This window comes from Bacteroidetes bacterium GWF2_43_63, assembly GCA_001769275.1.
In the GTDB taxonomy this organism is placed as follows: Bacteria; Bacteroidota; Bacteroidia; order Bacteroidales; family DTU049; genus GWF2-43-63.
This window is the reverse complement of sequence record MEOQ01000047.1, coordinates 18,376-43,754: the sequence shown is the minus strand read 5'-3', so window position 1 is coordinate 43,754 and position 25,379 is coordinate 18,376. Positions and strand designations below refer to the sequence as shown.

Here is a 25,379-nt window from a genome sequence, read left to right as displayed (position 1 = left end):
CTAGAGCAACAACAATTTTCAGATTAAGGTTTTTCATAAGATTGGTTGTTTATTGGTTTCGTTTTTTGTTGAACTGCAAAAATAAGAATTTTGGGCAAATATATAATATTTTTTTCAGTTTGCCGCATAATATGTTAAATCATTACATTCATAATTGCCTTGTTTTATGCTCCAGATGCCACTTGCATATCTCCCAAATCACAATGCCTGCGCATACTGAGACATTGAGCGAGTGTTTGGTGCCAAATTGTGGTATCTCTATCGTTCTGTCGCACAATTCCAATACTTCATCCGATGTTCCAAAGACTTCGTTGCCCAATACCAGTGCTATTTTTTCATCCGGGAATATCCATTCTTCAGTGTTGATAATCAGGCTATTGTGCGTTTGCTCAACGGCCACAACGGTAAATCCTTCCTGCTTAAGTTGAGCCACTGCCTCTGATGCATTTTCAAAATACCGCCAGGCGACACTTTCCGTTGCCCCCAACGCTGTTTTCTGAATTTCCTTGTTTGGCGGTGTTGCAGTGATTCCGCATAAAATGATTTCTGAGACCCTAAAAGCGTCGGAGGTGCGGAAAACCGAACCAATGTTGTGCTGACTGCGAACATTGTCCAGAAGGACTACCAATGGGAGTTTCGGCGCTTCCCTGAATTCTTCCTGCGTCATGCGCCCGAGGTCCGACATACTTTTCTTCATAAGCTTTGACTTCAATATTCTGAAACAAAAATACAAACATGGTTCAAAAGAAATTCATATTTTTGTTGCAAAGACCGAATTCTGTGAGCGAAGGATCTGTTGCCGAAACGCCTCTGATGAGGCAATACAATGAAATTAAAGTCAAATACCCCGATGCAATCCTGCTTTTCAGGGTGGGCGACTTTTTCGAGACCTTTGGCGAAGATGCCAAAAGGGCTTCGGCTATTTTGGGTATTACACTCACCAAAAGAGCCAATGGCTCAGCTTCGCACATCGAGCTGGCCGGATTTCCACATCACGCACTTGAAACTTATTTGCCTAAACTTGTAAAAGCTGGTCAGCGTGTTGCGGTGTGTGAACAGTTGGAAGATCCGAAACTCACCAAGAAAATTGTCAAAAGAGGAATTACCGAACTCGTTACTCCCGGCGTTGCTTTTTCCGATAGTGTGCTCGATCGCAAAAGCAATAATTTTCTGGCTGCTGTTTTTTTGAATCAACCCAAAACCGGCGCCGCATTTATCGACGTTTCTACCGGTGAGTTTTTTGTAGCCGAAGGCTCCAATGAATATATCGCCCGGCTGCTTCAGAATATGCAGCCAGCCGAAGTCCTTGTTAAAAAATCGCATAAAACCGACTTTCTGGATGTATTTGGTCCATTCAATGTCTTTGCTTTCGACGACTGGATCTTCTCTTCGCAATATGCACACGATCTTCTTCTTCGCCAGTTTGAAACCGAAAATCTGAAAGGATTCGGAATTGATCAATTTGAAAATGCAATTATTGCTGCCGGCGCTTGTCTGCATTATGTGAACGAAACCCGTCAGGACAGCGGTTCTTCGCATATTCGTTCGGTCTCGCGTATCGATAATGACGATTACGTCTGGCTTGACCGCTTCACCATACGCAATCTCGAACTGATTCAATCATATAATGAACGCGGCAGAACATTGCTCAATACCATCGACCGGACTTCCTCGCCCATGGGCGGACGCCTGCTTCAGCGCTGGTTGCTCCTTCCATTGATCAGCAAAGAAAAAATCACAGAGCGGCTTGATGCTGTTTCCTGTTTTTATGACAACAAAGAACTGTCGTTTCAGATTCAACAACTGTTGGCCGAAATAGCAGATTTGGAGCGCCTTTGCGGAAAACTGGCCGTTGGGAAAATCAACCCGCGCGAATTTCTAACGCTCGCATACTCCATCGATAAAACCAAAGAGTTGTGCGCACTGATCCCATATGAATCGGAACCGCTCAGAAAAATTGTTTCGCGTTTTGCCGATCTGGATGAATTGGCTTCGCTTATCCGAAAATTCATTCGCGAAGACGCGGCAGCACTCATTTTCAAAGGAGGTGTCATTTGTTCGGGTGTAAACAACGACCTTGACGAATTGCGATTGCTGAGTACCGATAGTAAAAACTTTCTTTCCGGAATTCAGCAGAATGAGGCATTGCGCACAGGGATTTCTTCTTTGAAAATTAGTTTCAACAATGTTTTTGGTTACTATCTCGAAGTGACCAACACGCATAAAGATAAGGTGCCGGAAGAATGGATCCGGAAGCAAACACTCGCAAATGCAGAACGCTACATTACTCCGGAGCTGAAAACATATGAAGAAAAAATTCTGGGTGCCGAAGAAAAAATCCTGCGCATCGAACAGGAACTCTACGTTCAGCTCATTCAGCAGTCGATGCCGTTTACAAGTGCATTGCAGAAAAATGCCGCATTGCTGGCGATGCTTGATGTATTTTTATCTTTTGCACTGATAGCTTCCGAAAATAATTACTGTCGCCCGCAGCTCAATGATGGCCTGGCCATTGACATCAAAGGCGGCCGTCACCCGGTCATTGAAACGCAGCTTCCTCCGGGAGATAAATATGTTGAAAACGATGTGCAACTCAACAGTGATGATCAACAGATCATAATTCTCACTGGGCCGAATATGGCCGGAAAATCAGCACTACTAAGGCAGACAGCTTTGATTGTTTTATTGGCGCAGTGTGGAAGTTTTGTTCCGGCTGATTCAGCAGAGATTGGAATGGTGGATAAAATTTTCACCCGCGTGGGAGCCTCCGATAATCTCACTTCCGGTGAATCGACCTTTATGGTTGAAATGAACGAGACCGCCAGTATTCTCAATAATCTTTCTTCGCGAAGCCTTATTTTGCTCGATGAAATCGGTCGTGGAACGTCAACCTACGACGGCATTTCCATTGCCTGGTCGATAACGGAGTATCTGCACAACCATCCGCTCTACCGCGCCAAAACACTCTTTGCAACACACTACCACGAGCTGAATGAGTTGGCGACTTATTTGCCGCGCGTCAGAAATTTTCATATCTCTGTAAAAGAGAGCGGAAATAATATTGTGTTCATCCGAAAACTCACGCCCGGTGGAACAGAGCACAGCTTCGGAATTCACGTAGCCCGCATGGCTGGCGTGCCCCGGACTATCATCGAGCGAGCAGGTGAAATTCTTGTGCGGCTTGAAAAAGAACATGGTTCAGACATTTCGGTAAACGAAACAAACAAAACCAAAACATCGGCGGAATCATTTCAACTCAGTCTCATTCAACTCGACGATCCGCTTCTGGAAAATTTGCGCGACGATATTTTAAACACCAATGTTGATATGCTCACGCCGGTTGAGGCACTGATGAAATTGAACAGTATTAAAAAACTTTTGGAGAAAAATAAAAAACAATAAACCCGTATGCTCAGATCAATGACAGGATTCGGAAGGGTGCATGCAACGGTTGGTAATTCAACAGTTGCGGTAATGGTGCGAACACTCAACAATAAACAGCTCGATCTTTCTGTAAAGACTCCGTTCCGGTACCGTGAACGTGAAAACCAGATTCGCGATATCGCTGCAAAAATTCTGGTGCGTGGAAAAATAGACATCAATGTGATCATCGAAGACGTTTCAAATGCCGATGCCAGCGTAAATACAGTTTTGGCTGAAAAATATTTTAAGGAACTTTCGCTGCTTTCCGATCATCTTGGAATTGCCAGACCGGAAAACTGGATGGAAATTCTGATTCGTCTTCCCGAAGTGGTCGGTTATGGAACCCCAGTTGTTGCCGAAGATGAGTGGAGCGCTTTGTTTGAATTGGTTCGCATGGCATGCGAAGAAACCGATGCATTCAGAATTGAAGAAGGAAAAATCCTTGAAAAAGACATGCTTAAACATGTGCAGTTGATCGGAGAGCTCTTGCCTGAAATCGAAAAGCTTGATCCGGAACGCAAGGAACAGGTGCGTGAACGACTGAACAAGGAGCTGCTGCAGGCGCAGTTGAATGTGAATGCAGATGAATCACGATTGGAGCAGGAGCTGTTTTATTACCTTGATAAAATGGACATCAATGAGGAAAAAGTGAGATTGGCAAAACACATCGAATATTTCAAAAACACATTGGCTCAGGATGATCAGGAGCCTGCAGGAAAAAAGCTGGGCTTCATTTCTCAGGAAATGGGTCGCGAAATAAATACACTTGGAAATAAAAGCAGTTTTTTTGAAATCCAGAAACGCATCGTTGTGATGAAAGATGAGCTTGAAAAAATCAAGGAACAATTGGCCAATATTCTGTAGTATGAGAAAAGCCGTGATTTTTTCAGCGCCCAGCGGAGCAGGCAAAACAACCATTGTTCACAAGCTTATTGATGCCGGATTGCCGCTTGGATTCTCAATTTCGGCAACCAGTCGCCAACCGCGCGAAAACGAAATAGACGGAGTCGATTATTTCTTTTTTTCTATTGAACAGTTCAGAAAAAAAGTGGGACAAAATGAATTTGTTGAATGGGAGGAAGTTTACGATGGACTATATTACGGCACTTTAAAATTAGAAGTAGAGCGCGTTTGGAACGAAGGCAAAGCCATTATTTTTGATGTGGATGTGAAAGGTGGCGTGAGTCTGAAAAAAATTTTCGGAGAAAATGCACTTTCAGTTTTTATTCAGCCACCATCATTCGAAATCCTTGAAGAACGGCTCAGATTCAGACATACAGAATCGGAAGAATCTATTCAGAAACGACTCGATCGTGCAAAATACGAACTCAGTTTTGCTCCGCAGTTTGATATTGTAATCACCAATGATCACCTGGACATCGCCGTCAGTGAGGCCGCGGCGAAAGTCAGTGATTTTCTAAAAAGCTGATCAACGGCTTTATCTCAACCTTTATCTCAACCTTGACCTTGATCTTGACCTTGATCTTGCTCTGGGCGCGATTCTCCTGCATGCAACGTTTTACGTTGATGCGTGACTCGAATTGGGCGCGCGTCTCCCGACGCGTGACTTACTCGACTTCATAAAAAAACCCTCCGGGACAGGAGGGTTTTTTGAGCCATGTAATTGAACTGGTTTATTTGACAACGGTTACGTGTCCGATAAACTGATGTTCAAGTCCTGTAATGTCGGTGAGAATGATCAGATACACATAAACGTCCTGCTGAACGGTTTCTCCGTGGTCGTTTACTCTGCCATCCCAGCCTTCTTCAATGTTGTCGGTATCGAAAATTTCTTTACCCCAACGATCGTAAATGTACATCTTGTACTGAGTGAAGTCGATGTTGAATCCCATCGGTCTGAAGATGTCATTGTTGCCGTCATCATTGGGTGAGAATGCCGACGGAATATATTCATCCCAGGTCGGGTTGATGATAATGCGGTTACTTACTGAATCCATGCATTCCCATTCGTTTTTGACAAATAATGTTGCCCAGTATTCGCCTTCTGCACTGTAAGTATGTGTCGGGTTCTTGGCAATGCTGTTGTTGTCAAGTCCACTGCCCGGATCATCAAAATCCCAGAGACGCCACGATTCGCCCAACGATTGATCGTAGAACTGAATAGTCGGATATTCAAGGGTTGTGATATCTGGTGTGCGTGCGAAACTCGCAATGGGATTTGGATGTACAATGATGTAGCTTGGCTTCTGAATCGCATTTTTGCAACCTGCAGTGGTCGTTACACTCAGCCCTATTGTATAGGTTCCTGTTTCAAAATAAGCGTGCATCGGATTCTGCACAGCGGAAGAATTGCCTGAACCTGCAGATGGGTCACCAAAGTCCCACACCCATGATTGTATCGACGGTGAAGCAATTCCAGAGAAGTGTACAACAGTGGCCAGACAAATATCTGTTTCATCTGCGACGAAGTCAACCGTTGGAATAGGATGCACGATAACGGTGATGTTGGCTGAGCCCTGACATCCATAAAGATCAACACCGGCAACAATATATGTTTGTGTTGAATCCGGAGAAGAAACAACGATATTGCCGACATTGGTATTGAGACCTGTGGCTGGAGTCCAGTCATAGAGAACAGCTCCCGAAGCAATCATTGTCACAGAACCGCCATGACAGATATTGGGATTGAATGGGCTCACTGAAATAATAGGTGCGTTACGGACAACGATGGTAGCTGATGCTGCGCCGACGCAACCATTGTCGTCAGTTCCGGTAACAGTGTAATTGGTAGTCGATGCCGGCCAGACTAAAATGCTGTTTGTCGTTGCCCCAGTGTTCCATACAAAACTCAACAGACTGCTTGATGATGCGTTCAGTGTTGCTGTATCGCCCGGGCAAATGGTAAACGTATTCGGGTTGATGGCTACCGGTGGATTCGGATTCACCTGAATGGTGATAAGATTGCTTCCGGTGCAGCCGTTGGCATCGGTGCCAGTTACCTCATAAGTCGTATTGGACGTCGGACTGACAATGATGGACGTTGTAGTTTGTCCGGTGTTCCAAATGTAATTGGTGTTGGCAATGTTACTGGAGGCCGTCAGCTGATTACTCATTCCCTGACAGATTTCATTCTGTGCGGAAACGATGTTAACATCAGGCAGCGGATTTACAGTGACCGCATATTCAGCAACACCCGTACATCCATTCATGTCGGTTCCGGTTACTGTATAGGTGCTTGTTGCGGCCGGAGACACGTTGATGGTGCCGGTAGTCTGCCCTGTATTCCATAAATATGTTGTCGATGGATGATTGCTGTTTGCAGTAAGATCAACCGACGATCCCAGACAAATGGCTGCCGTTGGAGCTGTCACATTTATGTTTGGCAGAGGATTGACAACAATCGTGATGTCAGCAGTGCCTGTACAGCCTTCTGCAGTTGTAACCGTTACAGTGTATGAGCTGGTGCTTGCCGGTGAAACAAAAATGGTCGGGTTTGTTTCTGCATTGTTCCACAGATAACTGCTCACTGCAATATTGGTGTTGGTTGTCAGCGTTGCTGTTGTTCCAAGGCAAATAGCGCCTGAGGATGCAACAATGCCCGGCACCGGATTCGGGTTGACAATGATTGTGGCATTGGCGGTCGATACGCAACCCTGTGGTGACGTGACAGTCAGGTAATAGGTGTTGGTCAGGCTGGGAGTCACAATAATCTGAGGTGTTAATGCGCCTGTGCTCCAGAGGAATGATGAACCTGCAATATCAGATGCAGCGGTCATTGTTACACTTTCGCCGTCACAAATTATGCTGTCGGAAACAGTCATTGTGATTATCGGAAGAGGATTCACAATAATTTGAATGCTTGCAGTGCCTGTGCAGCCGTTTGCTGCAGTTCCGGTTACGGAATAGATGGTCGTTGTGTTCGGGCCGACACTGATGGATGTATTTGTCGATCCTGTATTCCATTCATAGGTTGTTCCTGCAACCGATGATGACACTGTAATTGTTGCCGCAGCGCCGTTGCAGATTTCTGTAGCGGTTGTAGTAACAGTCAATACCGGGTTGGGGAAAACATTAACGGACACAGAACCCGTAGTGACACATCCTTCAGGGCTGGTAACTGTAACATTATAGGTTGTTGTTGCAACGGGTGAAACCGTGATTGAAGCGGTGTTTGCTCCATTGCTCCAGAGATATGAACTTCCTGCAATGTCGCTTGAAGCGGTCAATACAGAGCTTTCACCCACACAAATATTAGCGTCAGAGGTGGCAACAGTGATTACCGGCAGCGGATTTACAATGATCTCAATGCTGGTTGTACCTGTACATCCGTTGGCAGCTGTACCGGTTACGATGTATGTTGTAGTGCTCACCGGGCTTACCGTAATGGCAGCCGTGGTTTGACCTGAACTCCAGCTGAACGTTGTGCCGGGCAGATTGGAAGTGACGTTTATTGTTGTCGGATCACCGAAACAGATGGCGCTTGAACTTGCACTGATTGCAAGTACCGGATTCGGGAATACAGTAACTAAAACAGAACCCGTGGTTACACATCCTTCAGGGCTGGTAACAGTAACATTATAGGTTGTTGTTGCAACGGGTGAAACCGTGATAGAAGCAGTGTTTACACCGTTGCTCCAAAGGAATGAACTTCCTGCAATGTCGCTTGTAGTCGTTAATACAGAGCTTTCTCCCACACAAATGTTTGCATCAGATGTAGCTACAGTAATAACCGGCAGCGGGTTGACGATTATCTCAATGCTTGCGGTTCCTGTACAGCCATTGGCAGCAGTCCCGGTCACAAAATAGGTGGTTGTTGCAGTAGGATTAACAGTTATACTTGTTGTTGTCTGACCTGTATTCCACTCAAAGGTTGTGGCTGGAAGATTTGAAGCGACGCTTAGTGTTGAAGACTCTCCTAAACAGATTGTGCCTGAACTTGCGTTTACAGTAAGTACTGGATTCGGGAAAACAGTGACCAAAACAGATCCTGTTGTAATACATCCTTCAGGGCTTGTTACTGTGACATTGTATGTGGTCGTTGCAACAGGTGATACAGTAATTGAAGCTGTATTTCCGCCATTGCTCCACAAGAAGGTGCTGCCTGCAATATCGCTGGTAGCTGTCAACACAGAGCTTTCGCCAACACATAAATTAGCGTCGGATGCGGCAACTGTGATTACCGGTAGCGGATTGACAATAACCTGAATGCTTGCCGTTCCGGTACAGCCGTTGGCTGCCGTTCCGGTCACAAAATAGGTGGTGGTTGCTGTTGGATTAACAGTAATGTTTGTGGTGGTTGCTCCGGTACTCCAGACAAATGAAGTGGCGGGCAGATTCGAAGAAACCGTCAGGGTTGAAGGATCGCCGAAACAAATGATGCCGTCCATTGCATTTACTGTCAGAACAGGATTTGGAAATACGTTTACTAAAACAGAACCAGTGGTTACACATCCTTCGGGACTTGTAACGGTCACGTTGTATGTGGTGGTTGCGACAGGTGAAACAGTGATTGAAGCTGTGTTTGCACCGTTGCTCCAGAGGAATGAGCTTCCGGCAATGTCGCTTGTAGCCGTTAATACAGAGTTTTCGCCAACACAGATATTGGCATCGGAAGCTGCAGCAGTTATAATCGGCAGCGGGTTGACAATAATCTGAATGCTTGCGGTACCCGTACAGCCGTTGGCTGCGGTTCCGGTTACAAAGTATGTAGTTGTTGCAACAGGACTAACCGTGATTGCGGCGGTAACTTCACCGGAACTCCACGCAAAGGTGGTCCCGGGAAGATTTGAAGTCACATTAATTGTGGTTGGATCGCCGAAACAGATTGCGTTTGAGCTGGCATTGACAGTAAGTACTGGATTCGGAAATACAGTAACCAACACAGAACCTGTAGTTACACATCCTTCCGGACTGGTAACAGTGACATTATAGGTTGTTGTTGCTACTGGCGAAACAGTGATTGAAGCGGTGCCGGCACCCGTGCTCCAGAGGAATGAGCTTCCTGCAATGTCACTGGTGGCTGTAAGTATCGAGCTTTCACCTACACAAATATTGGGATCAGATGCAGCAACAGTAATAACCGGCAATGGATTGACAATAATCTGAATGCTTGCAGTGCCTGTACAACCATTGGCAGCAGTCCCGGTCACAAAATAGGTGGTTGTAGCTACTGGATTAACAGTGATATTTGCAGTAGTTGCTCCGGTGCTCCATGCAAATGTAGTGGCCGGAATATTTGAAGAAACCGTCAGGGTCGATGGATCGCCGAAGCAAATAACACCGTCGCTTGAAGTAACTGTAAGCACCGGATTCGGGAAAACGGTAACTGTTACGGCTCCTGTAGTTACGCATCCCTCAGGACTGGTAACTGTTACATTATAAATAGTGGTCGCAATCGGTGAAACGGTAATTGAGGCGGTATTGGCGCCCGTGCTCCACAGGAAAGAACTGCCGGGAATATCGCTTGTAGCCGTTAATGTTGAGCTTTCACCCACGCAGATATTCGGGTCGGAAGCTGCAACTGTTATTATCGGCAGCGGGTTGACAACAACCTGAAAACTGGCGGTGCCGGTGCAGCCGAGGGCTGTTCCTGTAACGCTGTATGTGGTGGTAGTGACAGGCGATACGGTAATGGACGGTGTTGTTGCACCATTGCTCCAGACAAAAGTTGTTCCCGGAACATCTGAAGTAACAGTCAGAGTGGTGCTTCCACCAACACAAATATCAGGATCCGTTGAAGTGACGGTTAAAACAGGATTGGGATTGACAGTTACTGTCACTGAGTCAACATTGGAGCAAAGCGGAGCAAAGCCAATATCGTCAATGGCAAAATCGTTTCCATTGCGGATTACGTTCTGATTGACGATGCAAATCTGAGCAGAGCTTGTAGCGCCGCTGTTCCAGATTTCATAAAACTGCTGCCAGTCGCAGGTGGTTGCTGTTGCAGTGAATGGGCTTCCAAGAAGCACGCTGTTGATAGAAAATTGCAGCACGGCCGGATTGGTGGGATGTACACTCGTAATCCAGGTGGAAAAAGCATAATCCGTATTCGGTACTACGGCAACATTCATACACCAGACTTCCTCATTGGCATTTGGGGCGCCGTTAACAACCATCATTTGTGCTCCCGGGGCAACTGAGTGATCTGCACAGGGTGCGAAATTAGAGTGATGGGTATTGGGGTTGTTGGTGATATAATAATTTCCTTCGGGGACAAGATCAGGATCATAAACATAGTCAGTTGTAAATCCTGTGTTTCCCAATTCGAAGTTACCATTATATATTAGGTTGCCTCCGATAGAATATCCGGTAAGATAATAAGTGGTTGTTACTGCAGTAGTAGCAATCGGATTGGCAATATTTGGATTATTCAGCGTTGCGGCCGGGGTCCACTCATAGGAGAAAGCGCCGCTGCCGTTTAGCTGAGCTGACTCACCCAGGCAAATTTCCTGGTCGGGGCCTGCTTCAATGACAGGAAGTGGAAAAATATCAATCAGAACCGACATGGAACCCGTACATCCGTGTATGTCGGTGCCGGTAACAGTATAGGTAGTGGTTGCTGCAGGAGCTGCAATAACAACCGATCCGGTTGAAGGAGTAAGGCCGGTAGTTGGTGCCCAGACGTATGTTTCGGCTCCGGTGGCTGTCAATGTCACCGAGGTTCCTTCGCAGATTCCGGCATAATTCGGAGAAATAAGTATTGGGGGAACGTATAATGAAACAACGACGGGTACAGTGTCAGCGGGGCATGTTGCACTCATATCATCAGTTACAACAAGATAATAGGTGCCTGCTGCGGTTGCAAAATATCCTGTGCCGCTTCCAACTGAAACCCATGACGAATTATACCAGTTGTAAACAACAGTTCCGAAACCGCCTGTATGTGAACCTGTGAGCTGAACACCAGGATCCGAAGGACAGAAAAAGGCAGGATTTGGGTTTACAGTTGCTTCAATTGGATCGAACATATTCACACGCACAGTGTCGCAGAAAGTAGAAGATCCTGAACATGCACCTGCCGCAATGGTTCCGCAGGCTACATAATCGACATAAGCCGGATGTCCGGCGGCAGGAGTAACAATTGGCGAAGCACAGCCGGTGCAGCTGAGGTAGGAATTGTACAGACCTCCTCCGGTGATATCGGTCCAGGTGATTGTTCCTGGCACCAGTCCATCAACCCAGATACTGGCGGGACAAGTGCTGCTCGCATAAACAGGAGGACCAACCGATGGTTCAGGAAGAGCGATAATTGCATAGGTGTTTGGGTTGTTTCCCGGCTTACAGAAGGTGAGTGTGTACGGGCCGGGACCAGTTAAGCAGATGGGTGTTCCAACCTGTACCGGAGGGCCGCAGTCGATTTGATAAAACATAGCCCCTGGAGGAACAGCTCCTGAAGCAATATCGAAATTGATGGCAATGGTCCCGGTGTTCAATGTAATTTCAAATTCAAGACATCGATCCGGACTTGTTGTGCCGCAACAATTGTCGGTGCGTACAACAGTTGGCGAAATCCATGTCCCGGATGGACTTGCCGTTAGATCAACTGTGAAAAACGGAACAGTCGGATCGCACAGCCCTGACTGGGCGCTGGTCGATACCGGAGCTGCAAGAAGAGTTGCAACTATGAACAGCAATGCCGGCAATCTTGCCGGTAGCCGTCCAAACTGAAACCGTAACCCGATAATCTTGTAAAATTTTTTCATGGCTCGATATTTTGTGCGTTTCAGGTGTGAGATGAAACGAAAACATATTCCGGTGTCTTTTCTTGAAAAAGCTTTCTGGTGCGTGAAACTAACGAATCTTTGACAACATTAGAAGCTAAAAGTATAGTCCCCCTAATGTGAAATATTTCAGGTAGCCAAAAGTTAAAAAATGAAGTGTTGAGTAAACTTAAAATCATGCTTTCTGGCTTTAAAAAAACATTTCTTAAATATACGACATTGATGTTCAGAAATCAAGGTCTTCTACATATTTTAGATGAAAACACAGATATATATGATAAAACGTTAAATATATTCGAAAAAGCATATGTCAGAACATGTCGTTTTGCATAAAATCAGTAGCAGCTTGAATAAATATTTCTTTTTCCAAAAAAACGGCAGGAGTCGAATAATCAGGTTAATATCTGAAAGAGTGTTTGACCAATGAGCAAAATGTGTAATTTTGCAGCTGCAAAAAATTATCAATGGCAACAACGGCAGATATTAAAAACGGACTTTGTATTTCTTTCAACAACGACTTGTATGTTGTTATTGAATTTCAGCATGTTAAACCTGGAAAAGGTGCAGCTTTTGTGCGTACCCGCCTGAAAAGCCTTACCACTGGCCGTGTGATTCCAAACACGTTCCCTTCGGGCTTCAAGATTGAAATTCAAAGAGTCGAACGCAGGCCTTATCAGTATTTGTACAAAGAGGATAAGACCTATTTTTTCATGCATCAGGAAACCTATGAGCAGTTTTCTCTTGAGGAGGAACTCATCAATGCTCCCCAGTTTTTGAAAGAAGGTCAGGCCGTCGAAGTTGTTTTTCATGCCGATACCGAATCTCCGCTCAGCTGCGAACTGCCTCCATTTGTAGCGCTTGAAATCACATACAGCGAGCCTGGTGTGAAAGGCGATACGGCAACGAATTCTCTGAAGCGGGCAACTTTGGAAACAGGTGCCAGCATTGGAATTCCTCTTTTTGTTAACACAGGCGATAAAATTAAAGTCGATACCCGTACCGGAGAATATTCCGAACGTGTGAAAGAATAACCAGTAACTACTGTTCCATGAAATTCTCCAAAAACTACACTTTACAGCAAATGGTTGACATCATCGGTGCCAAAACGGTTCAGATGAAGGGCTCTCCCGATTTTATTGTCACAGGATTGAATGAAATTCACAGCGTTGAACCAGGAGATCTTTCTTTTGTTGATCATCCGAAGTATTATACGAAGGTGCTGGAATCTGCAGCCACAACAGTGATTATTAACAAAGACGTAGAAGCTCCTGCAGGGAAAGCCCTCATTATTTCGGACGATCCGTTCCGCGATTATGTGAAGCTTGCCAGGCACTTCAAACCCTTTATTCCTTCACAGTCTTCCATTAGCCCAAGTGCCGAAATTGGTGAAGGCACCATCATTGAGCCTCTGGTTTTTGTTGGACATAATGTTAAAATCGGCCGCAATTGCATCATTATGGCCAATGCTACAATTCATGCAGATACGGTCATTGGCGACAATGTGATTATAAACAGCGGTACCGTGATTGGTGGCGAAGCTTTTTATTTTAAACGCAGACCGGATTTCTACGACAAACTGGAAGGTTGTGGTCGCGTTGTAATTGAAGACAATGTTGAAATTGGCTCCTGCTGCACAGTCGATCGTGGCGTTTCCGGTGACACTACCGTTGGATGGGGATCGAAACTCGACAATCATATTCAGGTCGGACACGACACCATTATCGGCCGTAATTGTTTGATTTCATCTCAGGTAGGAATTGCCGGCGTTGTGAAACTCGAAGACGACGTGATTCTCTGGGGTCAGGTGGGTGTTCAGAAAGACCTTGTTATTGGAAAAGGCGCGGTTGTTCTCGGACAATCCGGCGTTGCCAAATCAATCGAAGGTGGAAAAACCTATTTCGGCAGTCCGGTTCGCGATGCCGTTGACAAAATGAAAGAACTGGCCATGATTAAACGCTTGCCGGAAATCTTTGAAAAATTGAAATAGAAATCTTTAAATATTGAAACCCGGAAAGACCGGGTTTTTTTATGCCTCGCAACATGGCATGAGGATGCCTTAAAATTATTAATCGTTACGATATTCCATCGTCCGCCGATAGGCGGATATGGAATCGTCGTAGCTGCTTCAAAAACAACGATTCCATATCCTTACGCTCCTACGTCGCATTCGGACGATGGAATATTGTTTTTGAAGAAGTAGTTATTTTGAGACTTCCTCTTTTAGTTTGCAGAGTGGTCTTCGACTTTCTTGTTTTCCAGTGCAAGTCTATTGGCCACAATAATAGCAACAAAGCCCCAGACCGGAATGGCGATTTTATCGGAATCAAGAAAATTATTCAGAAAACCATGCACAAAATAGGTGACCAAACCCAGTAGCAAACCCAGAATAAATCTGGCTTTGCTTCGATCAATAACCCGAAGTTTTGTGTAGGTAACAAAGCCAATATAAAAGATTGAAAACACCAGAAAAATCATAATCAGCATGCCTGGAATTCCAGTCTCAGCCAGCGCTCCAAGAAATTCAGAGTGCGCATTTCCAAGGGTTCCTGCGTTGGTGCTGATTATTGTTTTTTCGTACGAAAACTGATAAGGGGCATACAAAAACTGATAAGTGCCAGGGCCTGTGCCTGTAAGAGGATGATCGGCGGCCATTCGCAATGCGCAATTCCAGCGATTGATGCGCTCCAGATTGCTCGCATCGGTCGATATATTACTCATCGATTCAATGTTTTCTACAATGTCTTCCGATGAGTCCTGCTTGTTTTTTTCGAGCCGATGCATGATCTGTGTCTGAAAGAAAAATCCGGCCAGCAGCAACGTTAATAATGCAACAATAATGACTTTGAATTTAATCCGGAACAACACAACAACGCCAATGCCGGCCGCAATAGCAAAGCCCATCCACGCAGCACGGCTGTAGGAAAACAGCAGCGCCAGCACCAGTACAACAATAGAAGCCATTATGAAAAACTTCTGCGTGAAATTGTATTTCTTTTCTGTCGCCATGAAAAACATAACCGGAATAAACATTGCAATGGCAGAGCCGTAAATGGCATGGTCCTTATAAAAAGGCTGCATCACCCAATGACTTTCGTCGTCGCCGAAATTGTAGCCGGCATGCCGCACAAGGGTGTATATTGCAACAAAAGTGAGGGCAATAAACTGAACGATAATAAAGTTGCGTTGCGTGTTTTCTTTGATGAAAAAAAGCCGTGTTCCAAAAAAATACATGGGCACTATGAGCCAGAGATGTGAGGCAAAATATTTCCAGGATATCACTGGCATCTGGCTTGTGAGGCTGCTGAAGGCGAGCCACACAAAATAAAACAGGAAGGCAATAGTGATTGGATTTCGCAGAAAGGCTTTCCAGTTATTAAATTCATAGAGCGATTTCAAAAGAAATATCAACAGCAGGCCGGCAAGTAATGGCTCTGTTGGAAGACTCACGGCAAGTCTCGCATCCCAGTCGCTGAGATTGATTGCCAGCGGTGATGTGAATGCAATGATCAGGAAAATTGTTTCGACGGAAAAAAAATACAGATAAACCAGACCAAGAAAAACAGGCAGAAGTGCAAGAAAATAATTTTCTTTAAAAACAATGGCTGCCAGATTTGTCAATAGGAAAATAAATGACAGAGCCAGAATCCATCGTTCGGTTTTCGAAGTTAGAAAGTTTTTTGCGAGGCCGGTGTTCATTGAGTTCTGATTATTCTACGGCTGTAAGCTGTTTGAATTTTCTGAAATTTTCGTACAGAATAATCAGAATGATTGAAGTGAGCAATGTGGCAAATGTCGAAATAACAACAATGAGCCAGCGAACTGGATATGATTTTTTCTCAGCTTTGAATGCGTAGTCAACAACAAATTTTTGTGGAAGAGAAGATTCTGCATCTACCTTTGCTTCTTCGTATTTACCCTTCAAATCACTGAGTTGTTTTTTGTCGTGCTCAAGCCCGTCGCGCAGCGAAACGTAGGCAGAGCCGTATTTTGCAAGGGTGTCAAGACGTTCCTGAATCTGATTCACAGCACGCTGATTTCCGCTCCCAATCTCACGCGCAAGACCTTCATACAAACGTTCGGCTTGCGATTCGTAATCCTGAACACCTTTGCTGCGGAGGATTGACAATGAATCTTCTTTTGTTTCAATGTCTTTTTCCAATTCGGTATAGGCTCCTTCAACAATTTTAAAACCTTCGTATGAGCGTTGCTTCTGCAGATTATTTTTTACCGTATCATACAGGTTTGCAATTTCATTGGCAATGTCGGCTGCCATCTGCGGATTCTCATCAACCACCTTGATTTCAACGGCCATATACTCGGTTCTGTTGAAGGAAATGTTTTCGTTGTAAGTTTCGTACAAACGGGTGTTCCTGAATTTTGATTCCGGATCAATGTCATAATGTTTCAGCAGGTCGAACTTTTGAATAATTCGCTGACGAATTTCATTTGAATTGAGAATCTGAAGCATCTGCTCTGCGTCTTCATCTTCACCAAACGCCATGATATCTTCCTTTGCTCCATACTGACTTGATATCAGCGCTTTTGAAACTGCATTGGTGGAGGTCGGGAAAATTACAACTGTTGACACATATTTGTTCTTGATCAACAGCGATATTCCGGCTGAAATTACAACCGCTGCAATACAAATGATGATGAGCAGTTTTCTCCATTTGAAAAGGAAAAACAGAAAGTTTGTGTTTTCAAATGTCAGTTCTTTCGGGGTGGTGCTTTCTTTCATGGGGCTGATAATTGACAATGCAAAGGTAATGTTTCGAATTTATTGTGTTGGGTTTATTTCTTTAAACGTACAATGATGTTCGCACACGGAAAAAGTCTGGAGAGAAATGATGCTTCGTAGAATGTGCGCATGCGCTGGCCGCAATTCACCAATGGTTCAATCAGAAAATTAATGAAAAACACCCAGCTTTTCGAAAAGGCAATTTTTCGGTAAACGGCTTTTTCAAAATGAAACGGGAAATAGTATGATCTTTCGAATGGCGCGTGCTGTGTGAAAAAATCAAAGGTCTGAATGGAAAACATTTTTTTGTGGGTCGGATCAATGAAATTGAATCTTGAACTGAAATGCGGAACCCGGATTTCAACAACGCCGCCCGGCTTCAGAATGCGGTGCAACTCCTGAAGCAATGGAATGTATTCAATATGCTCAAAAATATCCTGGCAAAGGATAAAATCCATGCTCTCGTTATCAAATGGCAACGGCAGTTTATTGATGTCGTGCACTACATCCACGCCCTCAATGGGCGCAATATCAAGGTTAATCCATCCTTGCCGGATGTCGTGGCCGCAGCCCAGATTTAGTTTTTTCTCCATGAAAGAAGGTCGCTTATGGTGAGTTTGTTCCTTCGGAACATCAGTAACGTGTTAACCAGCAGAAATAGTATCCACACAGCTGCAATAATTATAATGGCAATGCCGGCCTGCATTTGCGCAGTACCGGTAATCCATGCTGTCGGGAATATCACCAGCGCAAATATGATAAGCAGCGTGATGGTTCTGCTCAGGCCGGAAGGTTTTACAATAATAAAAGCCAGCACAATTTGCGAAATGGCTACCAATGATTGTGTGATGAGGGCCGACCAGGCTGCACCGGTTTCAAGAAAGCGCGGGATGAGAATCAGATTGAGTCCGATATTCAGGACCACGCCCAAAAGCGCGATGATATTCAGCTTTTTCATGCTTCCCCAGGCCGTGAGCAATGTTCCAAAAATATAGACCGACGAAACCGGAATAAAAGTGAACATGAGTATTTGCAGCACCCGCGCCGATTCAGTCACATGTTCGGTATACAGCCAGTTCATAATCAGGTCGGCATTGAACAAAGAAACAGCCGACACCATCATGGCCGAGCTCAGAAGCAAAATGGCCGATAGCTGCAGAAATGGCCCTACATCCTGCTTTTTGGACATCAATCGGCTGAAAAATGGCAGAAGAATAACAGAAAACAAATAAGAAAACATACCGAATGCATCAAGAATACGATAGGCCGAAGCGTAGATCCCTGCATGTAATGAGCCTTGTGGCAGCAGTCGCTCAATCATAACGGAATCGACCCGGTAGTAGAAAAGCATCAGAAAATTCAACACAGCGAACGGCAGACTCTGTCTGAATAGAACAATATTCAACTTGTTGCTCCACTTGATTTTCGACAGCTTTACCTTTCGCAGAACGATGAACAATGCAATCAGAAAAGTGATGAGGTAGGAGAGGGTCTGAAATGCTGCAAAATAAAATATGTCGATGCTTACGTCAAAAACATTTCCCCACAGCAAAACAGAAAAGAAAACGATCATGAGCAGGCGGTCAAGCACCGACAAAAGGCTGTCGGTTTTGAACATCTGCATACCTGAAATATTGGACCGCAGAAACAGAATGAATGACGAAAGAATTTGGTTTATTCCGAGCCAGATCAGCAATTTGAAATGGATGGTGTCGTAGCCAATCAGGAATGCAGCAACAAATGAAATGAGCGCATAAAGCAATGCCAGCGCCGATTTCATTCCAAGAATGCTCCCGGTATATTTGCCGGCCATATGTTCATGCTGAGCTACACTGCGGTTATTGAAACCGGTCAGGCCAAAATCGAGCATGAATCCGAACAGGAACGAAAAATTCATTACGGCGAAATACAGCCCGTAATCTGCAGCTCCCACTGCATTCTGAACAGTCCGGTCAATGCCGAAAATCCAGAATGGTTTCACCAGCAGGTTGATGCCGATGAGGAAAAACAGATTTATGATGAATTTTTTCTGCATTAGGGAAATTGACAAAAAAAGCGCAAATTTGCAGCTAAATTAATCAAAATGAATCTTACGGAGCGAAAACCGGTTATTGCCATCAACACCCGCCACTGGATTCCGGGTCGTATGGAGGGCATCGGTCGCTTCGAAATGAACATTGCGACTGAGCTTAGCCGACTTCATCCCGAAGCTGAATTCCATTGGTTTTTCGACCGCAAACCCCGACTTGGTATTGATTTGCCTGAAAACGTGAAAATCCATTTTTTATTTCCTCCGGCCAGGCACCCAAGACTTTATTACTTTTGGTATGAGTGGTCTGTGCCAATGAAGCTAAAGAAAATCAAAGCTGATATTTTTATTTCGGCGGACAATATCAACTCCCTGAAAGCGCACTGTCCAACGATTACAGCAATCCATGATCTGAATTTTGTGCATTATCCCTACGACCTGCCGCTAACATACAGTTCGTATTACAATACAAAAACGTCCCGGTTTATTAGCAAGGCCATCAAGGTAATTACGGTTTCGGATTTCAGCCGGAATGACATAATTGAGCAATACAAAACGCCGGAGAATAAAATTCATGTTGTTTACAATGGCGTTGCCAGCCACTTTGCGCCATTAAACTCATGGGTCATTTCCGAAACAAGATTTAAGTTGACAAGCGGTAAACCATATTTTTTTGTTTTGGGATCCATTCATCCCCGGAAAAATCTGGCAAAAACAATCGAGGCATACACCCTTTTCCGAAAACAAACGAATTGTGATTATCCGCTTGTAGTGAGTGGGCGGGAACTCTTTGTCAATAAAAACCTTGGAAATATTCTCAGCAGCAACCCGTATAGAAAAGACATTGTTTTTACCGGATATCTCGATAATAAGGCACTTGGGGAAGCCCTGGGCTCGGCATTTGCGCTGCTCTATATGTCAGTCTTTGAAGGTTTTGGTGTTCCTGTGATAGAGGCGTTTGCCTCCTGTGTCCCGGTAGTTGCCTCCGATGTTTCGTCCATTCCTGAAGTAGCAGGGGGTTCGGCTCTGCTTGCCAATCCGCATGATGTTGGAGAAATTGCAAATGCAATGAAAAAACTGACTGACGACGAAAACCTGCGAATTTCTCTTTGCGAAAAAGGGATGAAAAGAGCCATGGCTTTTTCATGGACAGAAAGCGCAGAAAAGTGCTGGAACGTAATTCAGGAAGCACTCGAGGAAGTTAGGGCTACATCATTTTCAACAGCGCCGTAACAACTTTTCCGGTTCCTTCGTAAATCTCCGAAATTCGGGTGCCAAGCATATAGCAGGGTGTGGTGACCAGTTTGTTCTTTTCATCAATCACAATTCCAGTGGCGTTGGTGCTGCTGTGGTGGGCGCTCATTTTTTCAATATGTGAAGCGGTATCTTTGTCGTTGCCTATGGTCACGTTGCATCCGCCAATCACTTTTGCAAGCAACACTGGTGCAATACATAAAGCCCCGATGGGTTTGCCAGCAGCATGCATCGATTTTATTGCTTTCTCAACATCTGAATTCACGCTCATTTCTACTCCTTTGAATGCATAATCACTCAGATTCCTGACTGCGCCAGATCCGCCCGGAAAAAGCAGTGCGTCGAATTCTGCCGGGTTGAAATCTTTCAGGTTTCTGATTTTTCCTCGTGCAATGCGGGCCGATTCAACAAGCACATTGCGAATTTCTTCGCCAGGTTTTCCGGTGAGATGATTGATCACGTGGGCCTGATTAATATCCGGCGCAAACAGCTCATATTGCGCTCCCTGCTGGTCGACAGCCAGCATACTCATGGTGGCTTCGTGTATTTCGGTTCCGTCGAACACTCCGCATCCCGATAAAACTATGGCGATTTTCTTCATGCTTTTTGTTGCGAATTTAATAAAAACAAAATTTCTGCAAATTTTCGCGTGGTAAATATTAATTTGTCACTTGAATATTACGATGTTTTGCCAGAAGAATCACGGACATCTGGAGGATGTCTCAAAATTATAAATCGTTACGATATTCCATCGTCCGCCGGCTGGCGGATATGGAATCGTCGTAAAAGCTTCAAAAACAACGATTCCATATCCTCTCGCTCCTACGTCGCATTCGGACGATGGAATATTGTTTTTGAAGAAGAGATTTTCTGAGACATCCTCTGTGAGCTTTTGAAAGACTTATTTGATGTTTAAGCAAATTCAATAAATACGGCACAAAAAATCAGCAAAACCATAAAACAAAAAAACCCGCCTTTGGGGCAGGTTTTTATTTTCAAGCTTATTGCTTGCTATTCTTTTGTGATGTAATGATATTCGGTTGTATAACTTCCATCAACCTCCTCGAGCCACATTTCGTTTGATTTCAGTCGGAGAATGGTGCTTTCGGTGGTGTCGGTATAGGTTGTGCCGAGCATTTCATAGGTCATGTACATGATCAGTTCTTCGTTGTCGTCTGACAGTTCCCAGGTAGCATCGATGTCGGTAGTGGTTCCACTGTAAACCCATGAAATTACCGCTTTACCGTCTTTCATAAATTCGATATAATCGTCTTTGTCTTCAGCAGTCAGTGTTTGTTCAACACCATTTTCAAATTGGGCATCGAGTGACCACACATTGATAACGCGTCCTTCTTTTGAAGCAAGACTGATTTTTGGACCTTCTTCGTATTTACCACAAGAAGTCACCACAAATGAAAGGGCTACAATAGCCATCAGAATTTTCGTCATTGATTTCATAAAAGTTGTTTTTGGTTTTTATTTATCTTTTCCAGGATCCCCCCGGAATATTTTATTTCGAAATGTAATGATACTCATAGGTGTTGCTGCCTTCTACCTGCTCGAGCCAGAGCTCGTCGGAGGTCAGTCTCAGAATGCTGTATTCTTCGTCCGAAGAGAAAGGAATTCCAAGCAAAGAACCGGTGTAAGCAAGGCGCAGATTGGCATTATCGGCAGTGAATTCCCATGTTCCGGCATAAGTCATTGTGTAACCGCTTGAAACAAAGGTTACGCTCAAAACACCATCTTTTTTCACTTCATAATAATCATCTTTTTCATCTGCAGTCACCGTTTGGGCCGCACCGTTTTTAAACACTTCGTCAATTTTCCAGGTGTTTATCAATCGGGCGTTTTTCGATGCAAGACTGATTTTTGGACCTTCTTCGTATTTTCCGCATGATACCGCTACAAAAGCGACCATGATTAAAAGAACTGTGATTTTAGACATTGATTTCATGTTGATTTCTTTTTTTGAGTTAAGCAAATGTATGAAATATTTTTAATATGTGTTAAAAACCGTAAATGCTTTAACATACCATCGATAAAACAAAGAAAAACACATATAGAAAAGTATATATGATTTCACGCTATATGTTGTTCAAAAAAACAAGAAATTCAGACAACTTATATCGGTTTATTCTGGCCATATCTTTTTTTGAGGTGCCAATGAAATTATTAAACACACATTAGCACGAGTTAATTCGAATTCTAATACCGAAAAAGCAATAGGCTTTTATATTCAAACATGGGTGTTCATCGACATTTTAGCCCCGCCACTGTCATCCTGTTCCGATAGCCATCGGAATTCTCTCCTGTAGCGCTTTTTGCGAAATAGCTTGCGAAGTATCGAAGGAGACAGCGGGATAAACTCCGCGCCAAAATGTTGGGTGCGCAGCAAAAGCTTTACGTTACATCAATTAATTTCAGCACCTCAAAAAAAGAAAATGCCTTTATTCTTCATCGAAGCGTTCAACACTGATAAACAATTTTTCAAATTCTTCTTCAATACGATAATAGTCTTCGTGGTAGTAGATATACTGATTCCGACAATTCCACCAGCCATATTTCATTAGTTCAAGTCGTGCGTATTTTAATTTGAATGGAGACTCTAGTTTTTTCTGATATCTAGCTTCTAATTGTTCCGGATAGCCGTTTTTCTTTTTCATTTCATCAATCAGATCATCCCACCCGGCAAGCAATTCTTCCTCACCGCCATTCATTGCGATTGAATATTTCCGGCAATCAAGATAGTCCAGGTTTAATAAAGAGGATGGATTTACAAATCCGATGAGGTATTCCCTGCTGGCAATATAGATGTCTGAAAGTTCTTTTTTTCGGTAAATAATAAGACTGTCCCAGAATTCAGTGCTGGGTACTGAAATGTTGTCGTATAAATTCATTCGGTCAGTATAAAACGCATCGATTTTTTCTGTTGAAACAGAATCCATCTGCTCAATTTTCCAAATGCTGCATGTGCCCGAAATATCGCTGGGCCAATTGAACAAGTAACGATGAATGCTATCGAGTTGCCCATACGAATACTTCGCAGTATCAAACCGACCTTTGTAGCTTGTCAGCCCTTCGCCCCATTCATAAATGTCATTTTGGGCACTGCAGAAAAGTGATAAAAAGCTTACAATTCCAATCAGAAAAACTTTCATATGAATTTCGTGTTTGTCAAAAATAATACTTTTTTCAAAACACCTCAAACGCAAATCGTACAATGGTAGCCGTTGTAATTATAGCTGTATTCGAAGTCGTTGGTTTGGGCGCTGATAGCATAGCAAAGCGCATTCAAGAAAAATAATATTATGAGTTTTTTCATGTTATTTTTACTTTAACATTTTCATTTTATGAGAGTAATGACGCTTATTATCAAAGCCGACATAATCCAAATGCAGGCAATGACTGATATCCCCATCCAGAATATTGGTGCCAACAAAACTCAGAAATTTAAGATTTGTCATTTTTCGGATAAAGGAAAGATTTTCTATTTGCCCGGAATCAGATATTCTTAATGTCTGCAGCTTTTTCAACTCACCGAGAAAATAGTAATCAGATATTTTTTTACAGTTTTCGATTTCTATTTGAGTCAGGCTCTCTTTAAGACTGATCAGACTCTCAATTTTTTCAAGTTTGGAAAGACCATAAAGTTCCAGTTCTGATAGGCGTTGAAATTTTTCGATACCGTTGAGTGTTGCAATATTTGATTTATACAAAGAGATGCCCTCTATATTTGGTAGTTCCGGCAATTCAATTAGACTGCGACATGACGGTTTATAACCTGTTAATGATAAATGCATCAGTTTTGCGCAGGATTCCAAATGAATGAGTCTTTTAGAATAATCGCAGGCTAAACTTGTTAATTCCGGAAAATTGCTCAAATCAATAATATTCTTTCCGTTGTCAGCAAATCCTAACTTTTTTAAATTGTGCAAAGAGTTTATTTCTTGAATATCGTATTTGGTTTCAGGAATATGAAGCCCTTCAATTTTGTCCTTAATTCTGTTTATAAACGAAATATCCGGCAGCTTATAACCCATGAATGAGTTTATGGAAATGTGTGATATTTTTCCACTTTCAATATATTCAATGCATTTTTCAAGCCTTTCGGACTCAATTATCAATTTTTTGGAATTTTTTGTCCCAATTAAAAACTTAAAACCATCTATTATTTCTACACTCATTTTAAAAACCTCCGTGCTTTTTGCCAGGTGAATAAATTAGATTATATGTTTTTGAGTTTTCATTAAAAGCTGAAATCAAGTTACAAATGCAACTTTTTTGTTTTTCAAAATTAAGAATAATTTCAGAAACCGGTTGAAAAGTCAATAATGTTTCCTGTAGATGATTTAGCTTGTATAATTACTGAAAATCATTTTCAAAACACCTCAAACGCAAACCGCACAATGGTTGCCGTAACCACCAGCAGAAAGAAAATGCGGATAAAACGATTGCCTTTCAGCAGGGCCAGCTTCGAGCCCAGGTATGCACCGCCCATATTGCAGATGGCCATGGGAATGGCTAAGCGGTAAATGATATTGTTGGTGGCAGCAAACAGGCCTATGGCGCTCAGATTGGTGGCCAGATTCAACATTTTTGCATTGGCACTCGCTGCAATGAAATCGAATCCCATAAAGAAAATGAAACACAAAATAAAAAACGATCCGGTGCCGGGACCAATCATTCCATCGTAGAACCCAATGATGAAGCCGAAAAGAACACCTGCCACAATTTGTTTTTTCAATTCAACGTCTTTGGTTTTTACCGATCCGAGATCTTTTTTCAGAAAAGTATAAATGGCAGCAATCACCAATAATGCAAGAATGACCGGTTTGATGAAATCGTCTTCAATGATGGTGATGCACCACGCTCCCAGAGCCGATCCGGCAAATGCGGCGGGAACAAGAAACAAAAAAAGTTTAGGATTGATGGTTGCTTTTTTCGAAAACTGATACGTCGCCAACGCTGTACCGGAAAAGGATGGAATTTTGGTGGTTCCCAGCAATGTGGCAATCGGATACTGAGGAAATAAAAACAAAATCGCCGGCGTTTGTATCAGCCCGCCACCACCGGCAATCGAATCGATGAAGCCAGCGAAAAAAGATACGACACAAATGATGACTAATTCTGTTTCCAAAGCTTACGAGTATAGTGGGTAGAACTTAAAGCCGCTATCATCCTGTTCCGATAGCTATCGGAATTCGCTCCTGTAGCACTTTTCCTTGAGTGGCTAGCGAAGTATCCGCGCCAGCTG

The 25,379-nt window shown here is 43.6% G+C and carries 18 protein-coding genes; 6 read left to right on the top strand and 12 right to left on the bottom strand.

Going from position 1 to position 25,379, the window contains the following annotated elements; genetic code table 11:
• Positions 1–148 precede the first annotated feature (148 nt).
• Positions 149–697 (bottom strand): RNA methyltransferase, encoded by a 549-nt coding sequence (locus A2W93_07610; protein ID OFY52784.1) that lies wholly within the window; start codon positions 695–697, stop codon positions 149–151.
• A gap of 116 nt (positions 698–813) precedes the next feature.
• On the opposite strand from A2W93_07610, the gene A2W93_07605 reads away from it, so the two are divergent.
• From A2W93_07605 to A2W93_07595, 3 genes are read left to right on the top strand one after another with little or no spacing between them, the layout of a single operon-like run.
• Positions 814–3,402, top strand: coding sequence for a DNA mismatch repair protein MutS (locus A2W93_07605; protein OFY52793.1), 2,589 nt, complete (start codon positions 814–816; stop codon positions 3,400–3,402).
• Between the two features lie 6 nt (positions 3,403–3,408).
• Positions 3,409–4,287 carry a hypothetical protein gene (locus A2W93_07600; GenBank protein OFY52783.1) on the top strand — a complete coding sequence of 293 codons (879 nt, stop codon included), beginning with the start codon at positions 3,409–3,411 and terminating at the stop codon, positions 4,285–4,287.
• 1 nt (position 4,288) lies between these two features.
• Positions 4,289–4,852 carry a guanylate kinase gene (locus tag A2W93_07595; GenBank protein ID OFY52782.1) on the top strand — a complete coding sequence of 188 codons (564 nt, stop codon included), beginning with the start codon at positions 4,289–4,291 and terminating at the stop codon, positions 4,850–4,852.
• A 205-nt stretch (positions 4,853–5,057) separates the two neighbouring features.
• On the opposite strand, the gene A2W93_07590 is transcribed toward A2W93_07595, so the two are convergent.
• A complete protein-coding gene (locus tag A2W93_07590) occupies positions 5,058–12,086 on the bottom strand; it encodes a hypothetical protein (protein OFY52781.1) in 7,029 nt (2,342 codons plus the stop codon).
• 482 nt (positions 12,087–12,568) lie between these two features.
• Here A2W93_07590 and A2W93_07585 point away from each other — a divergent pair, with 482 nt between their 5' ends.
• Positions 12,569–13,135, top strand: coding sequence for an elongation factor P (locus tag A2W93_07585; protein OFY52780.1), 567 nt, complete (start codon positions 12,569–12,571; stop codon positions 13,133–13,135).
• A gap of 17 nt (positions 13,136–13,152) precedes the next feature.
• Positions 13,153–14,091, top strand: coding sequence for a UDP-3-O-(3-hydroxymyristoyl)glucosamine N-acyltransferase (locus A2W93_07580; protein ID OFY52779.1), 939 nt, complete (start codon positions 13,153–13,155; stop codon positions 14,089–14,091).
• 233 nt (positions 14,092–14,324) lie between these two features.
• On the opposite strand, the gene A2W93_07575 is transcribed toward A2W93_07580, so the two are convergent.
• The 4 genes from A2W93_07575 to A2W93_07560 are packed head-to-tail and all read right to left on the bottom strand — an operon-like array spanning position 14,325 to position 18,877.
• Complete coding sequence (locus A2W93_07575) at positions 14,325–15,800, bottom strand: hypothetical protein (protein ID OFY52778.1); 1,476 nt, start codon at positions 15,798–15,800, stop codon at positions 14,325–14,327.
• A gap of 10 nt (positions 15,801–15,810) precedes the next feature.
• Complete coding sequence (locus A2W93_07570) at positions 15,811–16,842, bottom strand: hypothetical protein (protein OFY52777.1); 1,032 nt, start codon at positions 16,840–16,842, stop codon at positions 15,811–15,813.
• Positions 16,843–16,895: 53 nt separating this feature from the next.
• Positions 16,896–17,435, bottom strand: a complete 540-nt coding sequence (locus tag A2W93_07565; protein OFY52776.1) for a hypothetical protein — start codon at positions 17,433–17,435, stop codon at positions 16,896–16,898.
• Positions 17,420–18,877 (bottom strand): hypothetical protein, encoded by a 1,458-nt coding sequence (locus A2W93_07560; GenBank protein ID OFY52775.1) that lies wholly within the window; start codon positions 18,875–18,877, stop codon positions 17,420–17,422. The genes A2W93_07565 and A2W93_07560 overlap by 16 nt, the downstream gene beginning before the upstream one ends.
• Positions 18,878–18,925: 48 nt before the next feature.
• Here A2W93_07560 and A2W93_07555 point away from each other — a divergent pair, with 48 nt between their 5' ends.
• The gene (locus A2W93_07555) at positions 18,926–20,104 is read left to right on the top strand and encodes a hypothetical protein (protein ID OFY52774.1); all 1,179 of its coding nucleotides are present in this window, start codon (positions 18,926–18,928) and stop codon (positions 20,102–20,104) included.
• Here the strand turns inward: A2W93_07555 and A2W93_07550 are convergent.
• From A2W93_07550 to A2W93_07525, 6 genes are all read right to left on the bottom strand, one after another.
• Positions 20,079–20,726 (bottom strand): isoprenoid biosynthesis protein ElbB, encoded by a 648-nt coding sequence (locus tag A2W93_07550; protein OFY52773.1) that lies wholly within the window; start codon positions 20,724–20,726, stop codon positions 20,079–20,081. The two genes, A2W93_07555 and A2W93_07550, sit on opposite strands and share 26 nt — an antisense overlap.
• A 410-nt stretch (positions 20,727–21,136) precedes the next feature.
• Positions 21,137–21,574 (bottom strand): hypothetical protein, encoded by a 438-nt coding sequence (locus A2W93_07545; protein OFY52772.1) that lies wholly within the window; start codon positions 21,572–21,574, stop codon positions 21,137–21,139.
• 61 nt (positions 21,575–21,635) lie between these two features.
• Entirely contained in the window at positions 21,636–22,079 is a 444-nt protein-coding gene (locus A2W93_07540; protein ID OFY52771.1) for a hypothetical protein, read from the bottom strand.
• A 493-nt stretch (positions 22,080–22,572) separates the two neighbouring features.
• Complete coding sequence (locus tag A2W93_07535; GenBank protein OFY52770.1) at positions 22,573–23,331, bottom strand: hypothetical protein; 759 nt, start codon at positions 23,329–23,331, stop codon at positions 22,573–22,575.
• Positions 23,332–23,454: 123 nt separating this feature from the next.
• Entirely contained in the window at positions 23,455–24,309 is an 855-nt protein-coding gene (locus A2W93_07530; protein OFY52769.1) for a hypothetical protein, read from the bottom strand.
• Between the two features lie 194 nt (positions 24,310–24,503).
• Positions 24,504–25,262 carry a hypothetical protein gene (locus A2W93_07525; GenBank protein ID OFY52768.1) on the bottom strand — a complete coding sequence of 253 codons (759 nt, stop codon included), beginning with the start codon at positions 25,260–25,262 and terminating at the stop codon, positions 24,504–24,506.
• Positions 25,263–25,379 lie beyond the last annotated feature (117 nt).